Annotated in this window: 11 protein-coding genes; 7 read left to right on the forward strand and 4 right to left on the reverse strand. The window is 68.9% G+C overall.

Annotation, left to right across the window (positions count from 1 at the left end; all coding sequences use genetic code 11):
• The first annotated feature begins 101 nt into the window (after window positions 1-101).
• Entirely contained in the window at window positions 102-422 is a 321-nt protein-coding gene (locus HWX87_RS19820) for a DUF4148 domain-containing protein (protein WP_176048689.1), read from the forward strand.
• Window positions 423-529: 107 nt separating this feature from the next.
• A complete protein-coding gene (locus HWX87_RS19825; RefSeq protein ID WP_176048690.1) occupies window positions 530-1,657 on the forward strand; it encodes a molecular chaperone DnaJ in 1,128 nt (375 codons plus the stop codon).
• 71 nt (window positions 1,658-1,728) lie between these two features.
• On the opposite strand, the gene HWX87_RS19830 is transcribed toward HWX87_RS19825, so the two are convergent.
• Both HWX87_RS19830 and plcR read right to left on the reverse strand, forming a co-directional pair.
• Complete coding sequence (locus tag HWX87_RS19830; RefSeq protein ID WP_176048691.1) at window positions 1,729-3,105, reverse strand: pectin acetylesterase-family hydrolase; 1,377 nt, start codon at window positions 3,103-3,105, stop codon at window positions 1,729-1,731.
• 66 nt (window positions 3,106-3,171) lie between these two features.
• Window positions 3,172-3,885 carry a phospholipase C accessory protein PlcR gene (gene plcR, locus HWX87_RS19835; RefSeq protein ID WP_176048692.1) on the reverse strand — a complete coding sequence of 238 codons (714 nt, stop codon included), beginning with the start codon at window positions 3,883-3,885 and terminating at the stop codon, window positions 3,172-3,174.
• 430 nt (window positions 3,886-4,315) lie between these two features.
• Here plcR and HWX87_RS19840 point away from each other — a divergent pair, with 430 nt between their 5' ends.
• The 5 genes from HWX87_RS19840 (at window position 4,316) to HWX87_RS19860 (ending at window position 10,644) form a co-directional block, all read left to right on the forward strand.
• Window positions 4,316-5,542: an amino acid deaminase/aldolase gene (locus HWX87_RS19840; protein WP_176048693.1), complete on the forward strand. Its 1,227-nt coding sequence runs from the start codon at window positions 4,316-4,318 to the stop codon at window positions 5,540-5,542.
• 68 nt (window positions 5,543-5,610) lie between these two features.
• The gene (locus HWX87_RS19845; protein ID WP_176048694.1) at window positions 5,611-7,011 is read left to right on the forward strand and encodes a D-arabinono-1,4-lactone oxidase; all 1,401 of its coding nucleotides are present in this window, start codon (window positions 5,611-5,613) and stop codon (window positions 7,009-7,011) included.
• Entirely contained in the window at window positions 7,008-8,192 is a 1,185-nt protein-coding gene (locus HWX87_RS19850) for an MFS transporter (protein ID WP_176048695.1), read from the forward strand. Before HWX87_RS19845 ends, HWX87_RS19850 begins: the two co-directional genes overlap by 4 nt.
• A 138-nt stretch (window positions 8,193-8,330) precedes the next feature.
• Window positions 8,331-9,527 carry a porin gene (locus tag HWX87_RS19855; RefSeq protein ID WP_176048696.1) on the forward strand — a complete coding sequence of 399 codons (1,197 nt, stop codon included), beginning with the start codon at window positions 8,331-8,333 and terminating at the stop codon, window positions 9,525-9,527.
• A gap of 94 nt (window positions 9,528-9,621) precedes the next feature.
• A complete protein-coding gene (locus HWX87_RS19860; RefSeq protein WP_176048697.1) occupies window positions 9,622-10,644 on the forward strand; it encodes an AraC family transcriptional regulator in 1,023 nt (340 codons plus the stop codon).
• A gap of 18 nt (window positions 10,645-10,662) precedes the next feature.
• On the opposite strand, the gene HWX87_RS19865 is transcribed toward HWX87_RS19860, so the two are convergent.
• On the reverse strand, window positions 10,663-11,940 hold the full coding sequence (locus tag HWX87_RS19865; protein ID WP_176048698.1) for a Zn-dependent hydrolase: 1,278 nt from the start codon (window positions 11,938-11,940) through the stop codon (window positions 10,663-10,665).
• Complete coding sequence (locus tag HWX87_RS19870; protein WP_176048699.1) at window positions 11,937-13,322, reverse strand: amidohydrolase family protein; 1,386 nt, start codon at window positions 13,320-13,322, stop codon at window positions 11,937-11,939. The genes HWX87_RS19865 and HWX87_RS19870 overlap by 4 nt, the downstream gene beginning before the upstream one ends.
• Window positions 13,323-13,352 lie beyond the last annotated feature (30 nt).

Genomic DNA, 13,352 nt, shown 5'->3' on the forward strand with positions numbered 1-13,352 from the left:
GGATTCCCCATTTATCCGGGCGGTCCGGGTTCCTAAACTTGTCTCGTCGGTTCAGCCAGGCAAATGCGTGCCGGACCGTAACGAAACCGTCTGAGGAAACCGTGAAATCCATCATCGTCACCATCGCCGCCGCCGCTGCCGCCACCGCTCTCCTCGCCGCACCGGCCGTGTCCTACGCACAATCGTCGCACTCGACGCTCACGCGTGCCCAGGTGCGCCAGGAGCTGTTCGACCTCGAATCGGTCGGCTACGTGCCGATCGCGGCCGACGGCGAGAACTATCCGGGCGACATCGTCGCCGCGCAGGAACGCCTGGCCGCCAAGCGCCTCGCCGAACGCAAGAACGCGGAAGCAGCCTACGGGTCGAACGGCGCACCGGGCACGGAGTCGGGTGCGCCGGCCGTCGCGACGGTGAAGCAGTAACGCGCCGCCGGTCGCGCGGCGACGGATGTTCTTGCGGGCCGCCCTCGGCCCGTCCGGCTAAAATACCGGCCTGCCGCGCGTCCCGCCGCGGCCGGAGGACATTCATCATGACCGCACGTCGCGGTGCCGCGGTCGCCATCGCACCCGGACACGAGACAGCCAGCCTGTCGAAAGCCCAGAACACGTTCAATACGCTCGTCAAGCAGATCGAAAAGCGGCGCGAACGGCTTGGCGCCTGGGACGCCGTGATGCCGGCCTTCCAGACGAAATTCGTCGACGGGCTGCTGCCGCTCGAACAGGCGTCGACGGCGTTGCGGATCCGCTTGCTCAATCTGCTCGACGACGCGTTCCTGCAGAAGGGCTTGAGCAAGGCCGAGCAGCGTACGCTGTCCGGGCTGATCGCCGACATGGCGCGCAACCTGCTCGACTTCAGCGACGACGCGCAGTTGAAAGTCATCTACAACCGGCACTGCGCATCGGGCGACGACGGCCGTCCAGCGGCCGACCGCGCACCCAAAAAGCAGGAACCGGAGCCGATTCCCGACGTTGCGCCGGCAGACGATCTCGACACGCTGTCGCCCGACGAACTCGCCGAGCGCATGCAAGCCGAGCTGGACGAACAGTTCAGGCGCGACATGGCCGAGCACGAGGCCCGCGAAGCACAGCGAGCGAAGCGCAAGAAAGCGCCCCGGCAATCGGCCGCCGCAGCCAAACGCGAAGCCGAGCAGGCCGAATCGAGCAAGTCGATCCGCGAGGTCTATCGCAAGCTCGCGAGCGCGCTGCACCCCGATCGCGAAACCGATCCTCAGGAGCAGGAGCGCAAGACCGTACTGATGCAGCGGGTCAACCACGCGTATGCGAAGGGCAATCTCCTGCAACTGCTCGAACTGCAACTGGAAATCGAGCAGATCGACCGGCGCGCGATCGACGGCCTGAGCGAAGCGCGGCTGACGCGCTACAACGGCATCCTGGAGGAACAGCTCCGCGAGCTGGATCAGGAGATTCAGCACGTCGAAACCGGCTTCCGGCGGACTTACGGGATCGCGCAGTCGGTCAAGGTCGCGCCCGATACCGTGATGCGCATGCTCACGCGCGACATTGCCGGCATGCAGCGCAGCAACCACGACCTGACCGTGGCGCTGCGCGAGTTCGACGATCCGGAAAACGTCCGGGACTGGCTGAAGGACATGAAGCGCCGGCCGGCTTCGTCCCGCTTCGACGACGATTCTTTCTAGGCGCGGTTCGACCCTGCGGAAACGGCGGCACACCACGCCGCCGCCCGCCGCCCCCTCGCCCGGCCCCTGCCTTACGCCTTGTGCCCCGAGATCGGCCCCGCTTCGCCGGTCAGGTTGAACACGCTGTCGATCCACGCGAGAAACGTCGAGAACGTGAAGTCCGACCACTGCTGCGTGCGGAACGCCTTCATCACCGGCGTATCGGCCGGGTCCTGCTGGTTCAGCAGGTTGTCGACGAACGTGCCGATGTCGGCATCGGTGCCGTTCTCGTGGATCCCCGACCCGGTGAAGCTGACGGCCGTCACCTGGTGGTTGTCGATGAAGTCGTTGCGCGCCCACGGCATGAAATAGCCGAAGTTCGGCAACGGGTTCAGCGTCTGCTTGAGACCGTCCAGTTCCTTCGCGAACATCGCGAGCGACAGCGCATCCTTCGTCGCATCGTCGGGCGCCGCCATCACGGCCGGCACGAACGCGCGATAGTGATACGCGGCGATGATCTTGTCGCGCTGGTAGCTGGAAAAACCGAAGCGGTCATGCGGAAAGGTCGCCGACAGCGCCGCGTACGCACTCCCCATGTTGCCCGGATCGAAACGGCTGGTCAGCCGGCTGTTCACGGTGATCATCCCGTCGGGGCCCGTCATCCCCCACTCGGTGCGCACGCGGTCGTACAGGCCGACCGACGGATGCGCGGCCGCATCGGCATCGAACGGCGTGTTGAAGACCGTGCCGGCATCGTCGAGCAGCGAGCTGTGCGCTTGCGGCTGCAGCGTGTTGCGCAGCGTCGCGTAGTTCGCGAGCGTGCCGTAGCCGCCCGCGCTCATCCCGTACACGAGCAGCCGGTTCGGCTTGCCGAAGCCGTGCGACGTCAGCCACTGCGCGACGGCCTGGATGTTCTTCAGCCCGCTGTAGTGCTGGAGGCGCCAGTCGCCGGAAGGCGACGTATAGTTGCGCACCGCGCTGCCCATGTGGATATCTCCGGTGCAATAGGGCACGAAAACCTGTGTCCATTGCTGCGTCTCGACCTTCGGTTCGCCGACGAGAATGTGCGCGAGATCCATGCGGGTGAGCAGCGGCGACAGGAACGACGACAGCAGGCTCTCGTTCGCGGTGCCGTTCATGTAGTTGTGCGGGATGCCGTCCGGATTGAAGCCGCCGAGGCCGGCCTCGGCGCCGGTCGACGTCTGCGTGCAGGTGCCGTAGTTCCAGCACGCGCCGCCCGGTTCCATCATGTACAGCAGGTTGTCCGACTGCGCGCGATTGATGTAGAAGCGCATCGGCGTGCCGTTGCCGCACGATGCGCCGCTGCTCTCCGGCAACGTCACTTCGTACCACGAATAATAGGGAATCGCCGGATCCGGCATGGTCGTGTCGGCCGCGTGGCCGTTCAGTGCCGCGCAACCGAGCAGCGTCGCGACGGCGACGCGCAGCAGGCATCGTGCTGTGGACATCTCCCCTCCTTGTCGATGGACATGACGCGGCCGCCGGGCATCGTCCCGGCGTCGCAGATTCGGCGCTCAGTGCGCGCCGGACGGTGAAGCGCCGTCGAACAGCTGGACACGCAGCGCCTGCAGGCGCTGCGCGATGACGGTCTGTTGCTGGTCGGGATCGGCAACGCTCGCCTGAACCTGCCGGACCACGTCGCGGCTTTGCTGCTCGTACGCGAGATAGCGCGGATCCTGCGCGGGCGACGGGCCGACCGTCTGCTGCGCATACGTATCCCATTGCGCGCGCATCGACCGGATCGCCGCGCTGCGCGTCGCGGGATCGGCCTCGGTGTCGGTCAGCAGCGCCGCGCTGAGCGCTTCAGCCTGCACGGGCACGATTTCGTTGCGTGCGACATGGTCGGGGAGTTCGTCGAGAATCCGGCGAGCGAGCGCATCGCGCTCGGCCTGCGGCAGGCTGTTGCGGCGATCGCCGTACGCGGCGACTTCGTCGCGGAACCGCGCGAACGCGACGATGCGCTTCACTTCGGCATCGGCGTCGGGGCGCCCCGCGAGGCTGCGGCGCAGCGCGTCGACATCGAGCCGCCGCTCTTCAGGGCCGGGCGTCGCGGCGCCGGTGCCGAACGCATCGGCCGCGCCCGGCTGCGCGCTCGCCGTCGCAGCCGTCGTGCCCGATGACGCGGCTTGCGCCGGTGTCGCTGCTTCATATCGCCAGATTGCAACGACGGCCACGCCGATCGCCGCGATCGCGCCTGTGCGCCGCCAGAGTGCCCTGTTCTTCTTCACGTCGCCTCCTCGTCACGTCATGCCGTTCTGCGCCGGTGCATCCGCGAGTAGGTTCTAGGTCGAATCCGGCATGCAGTCAAAAGCGGCGCTAGAACGCAGGCACTAAACCTGCTCGCATCGGCCGCACCCGGCAAAACGTTTGAAACGCATTTCGTTGCCGCACGGGCACACGCGGCAGGTCGCGCGCCACGCCCGTGCGGCGGCGGTTCGGGCCGGTGCGCGTCCTGTGAGCCGCAACGCCAAGCAAGGCACGGTCCAGCCGGACGACGCGCGGCGGCACTCGTGCGGCGTGGCCGATACGGATGGCCGGATCGGACCCGTCTAACGACCCGCTCAGCGCTTGGTCACCATTTTGGCCAGCCCTATGCTGATTTCCGACACGCGCCGAACGGTCGGCGCGACGCACACCCGAACCAGCCGAGCCCGTTCCATGAGCCGTGCAGACCTTCCGCTTCGCGCCCCTGCGGCCGTCCGCGACTACCGTTACTACCGCGACGCGCTCGCGGGCCGCCGGCTCCCGGCCGCGTTCGTCGATCTCGATTGCCTCGACGCCAATCTCGCCGACCTGAAGCGCCGCGCGCACGGCATGCCGATCCGGCTGGCGACGAAGTCGGTGCGCTCGCGCGAGCTGATCGGCGCGGTGCTGGCCGCCGGCCCGTTCATGCAGGGACTGCTGTGCTACTCGGCCGCGGAGGCCGCGTGGCTCGCTGACGGCGGGTTCGACGACATCGTCGTCGCCTATCCGACCGTCGAGCCCGACGACCTGCGCGCGGTGGCCGCGCAACTCAGGCTGGGCCGCTCGATCACGCTGATGGTCGACGACGGCGCTCAGGTCGACGCGATCGACCGGATCGCGCACGACGAACGCGTCACGATCCCGCTCGCGATCGATCTCGACATGTCATCGGCGTATCCGGGCCTGTACTTCGGCATGTACCGCTCGCCGGTGCGCGACGTGGCCGGCGCACTCGCGCTCGCCAACCGCATTCGCGAGCGGCAGCACGTGCGGCTCGACGGGCTGATGGGCTACGAAGGGCAGATTGCCGGCGTCGCCGACACCGAACCGGGCGGCGGTGCACGCAACGCGCTGGTGCGACACCTGAAGCGCCGCTCGGCGCGCGAGATCAATGCGCGCCGCCAGGCCGCCGTGCAGGCGCTCGCGGCAGCCGGCCACGCGCTGCGTTTCGTGAACGGCGGCGGTACCGGCAGCTTCGAGAGCACGCTCGGCGACGCGTCCGTCACCGAGCTGGCGGCCGGCTCCGGCCTCTATGCGCCGGCGCTGTTCGATCACTACGCGGCATTCCATGCGCAGCCGGCCGCCGGCTTCGCGCTGCCGGTCGTGCGGATGCCGCAGCCGGGCATCGCGACCTGCTCCGGCGGCGGCTATGTCGCGTCCGGCCCGGCCGGCAAGAGCCGCCTGCCGCGCCCGTGGCTACCGGCCGGCTGCACGCTGATCGCCAACGAGGGCGCGGGAGAAGTGCAGACACCCGTGCGTGTGCCACCCGGCTTCGCGCCGGCCATTGGCGATCCGATCCTGTTCCGCCACGCGAAAGCCGGCGAGCTGTGCGAGCGCTTCAACACGCTGCTGCTGATTCGAGGCGGCCGCGTGGTCGGCGAGGCGCCCACCTATCGCGGCGAAGGCAAGAGCTTCTTCTAGCGGGCTGCGTGGCCCTCATGCAGACCGCTCAAACCCAACCATTCAAACGAAACCCAAGGAGACAACGCATGTGGCGCAACTGGTCGGGATATGTCTGCAGTCCTGATGCAACCGTATCGACGCCCGCGTCGCGCACCGCGCTTGCGGCCGTGCTGCGCGATGCGGCGGCTTCGGGCGCCACCGTGCGCGCGGCGGGTGCCGGTCATTCGTTCTCGCCGCTCGTGCAGACCGACGACGTGATCCTGTCGCTCGACGCCATGCAGGGCGTGATCGACGTCGACCGCGACCGGCGCGTCGCGCGCGTGCATGCGGGCACGCGGCTGTGGGCGCTGGGCCCCGCGCTCGCCGCGCACGGTCTCGCGATGGAAAACCTCGGCGACATCAACGTGCAGTCGATCGCCGGCGCGACCAGCACCGGCACGCACGGCACCGGCATCACGCTCGGCAACCTGGCGACGCAGATCGACAGTCTGACCTTCCTGTGCGCGGACGGCAGCGAGATCCGCGCGACGGCCGACACGCACCCCGACCTGTTCGCGGGCGGCCGGATCGGGCTCGGCGCGCTCGGCGTGCTGACCGAGATCGGCCTGCGCCTCGTGCCGGCGTTCAACCTGCGCCTCGAACGCGGCGGCATGCGGCTCGACGATTGCCTCGCGCAAGCGGACGCGCTGATCGCGAAGCATCGCTCGTTCGAGTTCTACTGGTTCCCGCACACCGACACCGTGCTGACCAAGGCGTGGGACATGACCGACGAGCCGGCCAACGCCGTGCACTGGGCAAGCCGCGCCTCCGAGTCGTTCCTCGAGAACACGGTGTTCGGCGCGCTATGCGGGCTCGGCCGGCGCGTGCCGTCGCTGTGCCCGGCGCTGAGCCGGCTGTGCGCGTCCACCGTGTCGGCAGGCCGGCATGTCGATGCGAGTTACGCGATGCTGTCGACGGTACGTCGCGTACGCTTCAACGAAATGGAATGGTCGGTGCCGGCCGAACGCGGCGCCGATGCGCTGCGCGAAATCCGCGACTTCATCGCGCGCCGCAGCTTCCCGCTGATGTTCCCGATCGAATACCGCTGGGTGCGCGGCGACGACATCTGGCTGAGCCCCGACTACGGGCGCGACAGCGTGCGCATCTCGGCGCACCAGTATCGCGGGATGCCGTTCGACGCGTACTTCTCGGGCGTGCAGGCGATCTGCCGCAATCACGGCGGGCGGCCGCACTGGGGCAAGGTGCATGCGCTGCGCGCCGCCGAGCTGGCCGCGTGCTATCCGCACTGGGACGACTTCCTCGCGCTGCGCGAACGGATGGACCCGCACGGCCGCTTCCTGACGCCGTACCTGCGCACGCTGTTCGGGCTGCAGCAAAGCTCATCGGCGCCCGCGCCGGCTTCGACGGGCCGCCGAGGGACACACCCGATGCACGAAACGGCCAGCGTCGCGCAAGATCGGCCGCGTTCCAGCCAGGAGGCTTCATGAGCACCGCCACGCTGCACCCCGCCGCACAGTCGCGCCCCGATCCGTCGACCGGCGCCGTCGTGCGCCTCGCGCTCGCATTCGCGGCGGCCACCAACGGCCTGATCCTGTCGCCGTTCCTCGTCGCGGCCGTGATGACGCGCTTCCGGCTCGACGAAGGCACCGCGACCGCGCTCGTCAGCGCCGAGATCCTCGGCATCGCGATCAGTTGCGCGCTGCTGTCGCACCGGATCGCGCGCGCCGCGCGGCCGTTCACGCTGGCCGGCATCGTCGGCACGATCGTCGGCCAGGCGGCCAGCGCGGTCGCGCCCGGCGTCGTGTCGGCGGCCGCCGCGCGCGGGATGACAGGGCTGTTCGAAGGGATGCTGTTCGTCGTCGTCGCATCGGGTGTGTCGCAGCGCGCGTCGACCGACCGCCTGTGGGGGCAAATCAACCTGCTCGCGGGCGGCATCAACGGCGGCATCCTCGTGCTGATCTCCGCGCTGCCGGCCGCGTGGCTCGGCCGCTGGGTGTTCGCGCTGCTGGCGGCCGTCGTCGCCGTGCTGGCGCCCGCGATCCGCGGCATCGACGCGTTCGCGAGCGCGCAGTCGCAAGCCCGCGTGCGCGGCCACGCGCTGCCGTGGCGACCGGTCGTCGCGATCTGGGTCGTGACCGCGCTCGTGTACGGCGTGCAGGCGTCGCAATGGGCAATTGCCGGCTTCGTCGGCGAGCGCGCCGGGCTGTCGCCGACGACGATCGGCGTGCTGCTGTCGGTGTCGTCGCTGCTCGGCTTCGTCGGCGCGGCGATTCCGTCGCATCCGGCCAGCCACAAGCACCGCCTCGTGCTGATCTGGGCCGCCCAGCTCGCGATGATCGGGTCGATCGAATGGTTCTTCGCCGCGCGCGGCGGCAGCGCGTACTTCCTGAGCCAGTTCGTGTTGAACAGCGCGTTCTTCGTGATCGTGCCGTTCCTCACCGGGATGCTGTCCGACGTCGACCCGGACGGCTCGCTCGTCGCGCGCACGCTCGTCGTCACGTTCTTCGCGGCCGGTATCGGCACCGCGTTGTCCGGCGCGCTGCTCGACCGCTTCGGCGGCACGCATGTCGCCCACGTGCTGTGCGTGGCCGTGCTGGCGGCCGCGCCATGCGTGCGCATCGCGTTGCGTCGCGCCGATTCGGGCGCCGTGGCCCGCGCGTCGTCCTGACCGCACTGCGCAACGGCGTGGCCGCGACGCACCACGAGATTGGCCGCCACGGCCGTGGCCCGCGCAAATTTGGTTTTCTACAGTCGTTTCCGGCAGTGCAAGGCTGCCGGCCCCCTGACCGATGTGGAGTCCAGAAGAATGAATCGTCCCGATAGCATTCGCGCGGCGTGCTGCGCGATGATGGTCCTGGCCGGTGCCGGCGCGCACGCGCAAAGCAACGTGACGCTCTACGGCGTAATCGATGCGGGCATCCGCTACGAGACGCACGGCGTGTCCTATGGCGCCGACGGCACGCCGGTATCGACCGGCCGCAAGATCTCGATGGCCGACGGCGGCGGCCTGACCGAAAGCTACTGGGGCCTCAAGGGCAATGAGGATCTGGGCGGCGGGCTGTCCGCCCAGTTCAACGTGGAAAGCCACTTCGGCCCGAACAGCGGCGCCATCGTGCCGGCCGGCTCGCCGAACTTCTTCCAGGTCGCGTACGTGGGGCTCACGTCGACGTCGCTCGGCCAGCTCTCGCTCGGGCGCCAGTACAACGTGCCGTTCGAGATGGTGTCGCTGACCTTCGGCTCGAACCTGTGGGCCGGCCCGCAAGACCCGTACTTCAACCTGTTCAAGCCGGAGCAGACGATGCTCGCGGGTGCGCGCACCAGCAACATGATCCAGTACGGCGCGCAGCTCGGCAGCTTCTACCTGCTCGCGCAATACGCGCCGGGCGGCCACGCGGGCGGCGGCGTGAACGGCGGCCAGCTCGGCGCGGCCGCCGCGTATGCGCCGGACAAGGGACCGTTCACGGTCGGCGCATCGTTCATGCGCAGCTGGGACGACGTCACGCACGGGAAATTCGACATCTACACGGGCGGCGGCTCGGTGACGATCGGCAACGCAACCGTCAACGCCGGCTATATCGAGAACGCACGCGACAACGACTTCACGTCGTTCGAGAACGGCCCGTTCAGCCCGACCGACCTGGCCGGGCTCGGCATCATCTCGCCCGCGCAGGTGGTCGACCCGACGACGCCCGGCGGGTTCCGCCGCCGCAAGATGGCGCTCGCGGGGCTGACCTACCGCTTCACGCCGGCGTTCACGGCGGCCGTCAACGCGTGGTGGACCCAGCAATCGGGTTACACGTCGGACTTCGACGGCCGCGCGCGCCAGTTCCAGGTGATCGCCGGCTACAGCCTGTCGAAGCGCAGCATGCTCTACGCGGAAGTCGACTACGCGATCTACCGCGGCGGGCTGGTCGGCGCGCAGTTGGTCGGCGTGAACGGGCAGGCGCCGAGCACGAGCACCACGCAGCTCGGCGCGACGGTCGGCCTGCGCCACTACTTCTGACGCGGGGTCGCGTGGCATGTGGGCGATAACGGCCGGGGCGGCACCCCGGCCGGGCGGGACGAGTACAATCCGTGGAAAAAAACACGGAGCGTTCATGGACGATACCGCCCGTTATACGACGGCGAATCTGCCGGTCCATTTACTGCGGTGCCTCGCGGAGACAAGCAAGGAACTGGGCATCGACCCCACCCGGCTGTGCCTGGGGCTCGGCTTCGACGTCGCCGACCTGTCGAATCCGTCGTGCCGGATTTCGCTGCGCCAGGCAAGCACGATGATCCGCCGCGCGCTCGAGATGGCGCCGGGGCGCGCGCTCGGCCTCGAACTCGGCACGAGCGAGACGATCGCATCGATCGGGCTGGTCGGCTATGCGATGCTGACGAGCCCGACGCTGAAGGACGCGATCACGGTCGGCCTCGAATTGCAGCGCCACACGGGGCCGCTGATGCGCTTCGACCTGGTGTCGGATGCGCGCACGCTGTCGATCCGCGCGACCAACGTCTTTCTCGAACCGGATATCGAGGCGTTCCTCGTCGAGGAAGCATTCGGCAGCTTCATGAAGATCGGGCGCTCGCTCGCCGGCCCCGCGTTCCAGCCGAAGGTGATCGATCTCAGCTACCCGCCGCCGCCCTACGCCGAGCAGTACGCACGCGTGTTCTCGTGCCCGGTGCGCTTCGAGCAGGAGCAGAACCTGCTGTCGTGCGACGCGTCGCTCGGCCACCGCCCGATCGCGACACACGATCCGCTTGCGCATCGCCAGGTACTCGAATTCCTGCAGGACGCACTGCCACCCGAACCGGAAGGCACCGAGTTTCTCGAATCGATCGAACGGATCATGCGACGCGACCTGCGGCATACGCCATCGCTCGCCGAGATCGCCGCGCAGCTGTGCATGAGCGAGCGTACGCTGCGGCGCCGGCTCGCCGACCAGGGCGTGTCGTACCAGACGGTGATCGACACGATCCGCCGCAAGCGCGCATTCACGCTGCTGAGCAACCCGCGGCTGTCGATCGAGGATGTCGCGCACGAAGTCGGGTTCAGCGATGCGCACAACTTCCGCCGCGCTTTCAAGCGCTGGACGGGGCACGGGCCACGAGAGGGGCAGCGGACAGCGCTGTAAGCGCGCCGCCCGCAGTCGTTACGCCCCGCCCGCCAGCGAACGATCGAGCGCGACGAGCGTCTGGTACAGCACGCGCGTGCCGTCGAGCAGCTGCTGCGGCTCGATCCACTCCTCGGGGCAATGACTGCGGCCGCCCAGGCACGGAATGAAGATCATTCCGATCGGCCCCGTCGGCGCGACGTACACGGCATCGTGCCCCGCACCGCTCGGCAGGCGCATGCTCGGATAACCGAGCTGCGTGGCCGCCTGCTCGACCGCATCCATCACGAGCGGCTGGCAGTCGGTCGGGCGCGCACGGCTCACGTGCTCGGCGCTTGCACTCAAGCGCAACGCATCGAGGCGCGCGGCCGCACCGGCCAGCAGCGCCTCGGGGAAAGCGTCGAGCACCGCGTCGCTGTCGCTGCGCACTTCCAGCATCAGCTCGACACGGCCCGGCACCGCGTTCGGCACGTTCGGCGTCATCGCGATCCGCCCGATCGTCGCCACGACGTAGTGAGGATTGCCCGACAGCGCCGACGCGCGCGCGTGCGCGGCCTCGATCAGGTGCGCGGCGCCGACGAGCGCGTCGCGGCGGATATCCATCGGCGTCGTGCCCGCATGGTCGGGCTGGCCGGTCACGGTAATCAGCACGCGCCGGATGCCGACGATGTTGGTCACGACGCCGATCGGCAAGCCGCGCGTTTCGAGCACGGGGCCCTGCTCGATATGCAGCTCGACGAACGCGGCCGTGCTGCCCGCCGCGCGCAGCGGTTCGCGCAGCGCGTCCGGGTTGCCGCCGATGCGGCGCAATGCTTCCGCCAGCGTTTCGCCTTCGGCGTTGGTCGCGCGCAGCATGCCGGCATCGAGCACGCCCGACAGCGCACGGCTGCCGACGCACGAGATGCCGTAATCGCTCGGTTCTTCGGACAGGAAGTCGATCACCTCGAACGGATGGTCGAGCACGATCCCCTGCTCGTTCAGCGTATGCGCGACCTCGATGCCGGCCAGCACGCCGATGATCCCGTCGAAGCGGCCGCCGCCGACGACCGTGTCGCAATGCGACCCTGTGACGAGCGGCTTGGTGCGGCGGCCGCTGCCTTCACGACGGCCGATCAGGTTGCCGCCGGCGTCCATCGATACCGCGAGCCCGGCTTCGGCGAACTGCGCGGCGAGCCACGCGCGCGCTTCCGTGAACAGCGGCGAGAATGCGCGGCGCGTCCACGGGACGTCGGGCCGCGTGAAGCGCGCGAGTTGCTCGACGCGCGCGTTCAGGCGTTCGGCGTTCAGCGGCGGGAAAGGGAAAGTCGTCGGGTTCAAGCTTGCTCCTGTTGCGTAGCGATCGGCCGGCTGCCGTGCGGCTTCAGGAAGCGGCCCGAGCCTGCCGGATTGACGATGCGTGCGCCGTCGTACACGAGCGCGCCGCGACAGTAGGTGGCGGCGATCCGCACCGTGAATTCCATCCCTTCGAATGCGCTCCACTGCACGGCCGACAGGCTGTGCGACGGATCGAACGCATAACGCTCCGGCGTGAGGATCACGAAATCCGCATCGGCGCCCACGTCGAGCGACCCCTTGCGGTCGTCGAGCAGGAAGTGCCGCGCCGGGTTCGTCGCCAGCAGTTCGGCCACGCGCGTCGGCGCGATGCCACGCTGTTCGCAGCCGGTCCAGAATGCCGGCAGCAACGTTTCGAGCCCCGGGCCGCCAGATGCATTGCGGAACACGTTCGGGTCGCCCTTGCGTTCGAGCCCCCAGCTCACGTGATCCGACGACACGAACGTGCATTCGCCGCGCGCGATGTGCGTCCACAGCAGGTCCTGCTCGGCGCGCGGCCGGATCGGCGGGTAATGCTTGGTTTTCGCGCCGAAGCGCTTCGTATGCGTCTCGTGATCGAGCATCAGGTACTGCACGCAGGTCTCGATGCTTGCGCGATGGCCGGCCTGCCGGAACATGTTGCACAGCGCGAAGCCGCGCGACGTCGACACGTGCACCGCGTGCGCACGGGCGCCCGTCTCCGCGCCGATCTCGTAGATCAACGCGGTCGCGAGGTTCTCGATCAGCGGCGGATGTGCGCGCAGGAACGCGTCCCAGCCGGTATCGCCCGCTTCGATCATCCGTGCGACGTTCTTGCGCGTCATGTCCTGCATCTGGTTGTGCACGCCGCATGCGAGGCCGGACGGCGCAATCAGCCGGAACGCGTCGTACAGCACGTCCTCTTCCACGCGCGGGAACCGGCCGGGCGTCGCCTCGAACGTCGAGAACTTGAACGCGCACACGCCGCCGTCGATCAGCCCGGCCACCGCTTCGAGGCCATGCTTCGCGTTGAGCGTGCCGTACAGCGCGACGTCGACGTGGCAGTCACGCTCGGCTTCCGCGATCTTGCGGTCGAGCTGCGCGCGCGACGCGACCGGTTCCGGATCGTCGTACGGCATGTCGACCATCACCGTCACGCCACCCGCGGCAGCCGCACGCGACGCGTGACCGAGCCCCTCCTGGTTGGCCTGGCTGGCCGCATGCACCTGCCCGTCGACGACGCCCGGCAGCACCCACTGCCCGCGCGCATCGATCGTGTCGCGCGCCGCCGGCGGCACGCCCGCGCCGCGTGCGGCAATCCGTCCGCCGCGGATCGCGAGCCAGCCGTCGTCGACCACCTCGCGCGCATCGACCAGCCGGCCGCGCACTACCTGCTCGAATTCGCTCATCTTCGCCTCCTGCTTTTTTGATCACGAGCA

The organism is Burkholderia sp. BCC1644, assembly GCF_902833225.1.
Taxonomy (GTDB): Bacteria; Pseudomonadota; Gammaproteobacteria; order Burkholderiales; family Burkholderiaceae; genus Burkholderia.

Excerpts from the sequence above, each read along its gene's own strand:
- HWX87_RS19850 (WP_176048695.1), top strand. The coding sequence starts at position 7,008 with ATGAGCACCGCCACGCTGCACCCCGCCGCACAGTCGCGCCCCGATCCG.
- HWX87_RS19825 (WP_176048690.1), top strand. The coding sequence starts at position 530 with ATGACCGCACGTCGCGGTGCCGCGGTCGCCATCGCACCCGGACACGAG.
- HWX87_RS19855 (WP_176048696.1), top strand. The coding sequence starts at position 8,331 with ATGAATCGTCCCGATAGCATTCGCGCGGCGTGCTGCGCGATGATGGTC.
- HWX87_RS19870 (WP_176048699.1), bottom strand. The coding sequence starts at position 13,322 with ATGAGCGAATTCGAGCAGGTAGTGCGCGGCCGGCTGGTCGATGCGCGC.
- HWX87_RS19840 (WP_176048693.1), top strand. The coding sequence starts at position 4,316 with ATGAGCCGTGCAGACCTTCCGCTTCGCGCCCCTGCGGCCGTCCGCGAC.
- HWX87_RS19845 (WP_176048694.1), top strand. The coding sequence starts at position 5,611 with ATGTGGCGCAACTGGTCGGGATATGTCTGCAGTCCTGATGCAACCGTA.
- HWX87_RS19830 (WP_176048691.1), bottom strand. The coding sequence starts at position 3,105 with ATGTCCACAGCACGATGCCTGCTGCGCGTCGCCGTCGCGACGCTGCTC.
- HWX87_RS19860 (WP_176048697.1), top strand. The coding sequence starts at position 9,622 with ATGGACGATACCGCCCGTTATACGACGGCGAATCTGCCGGTCCATTTA.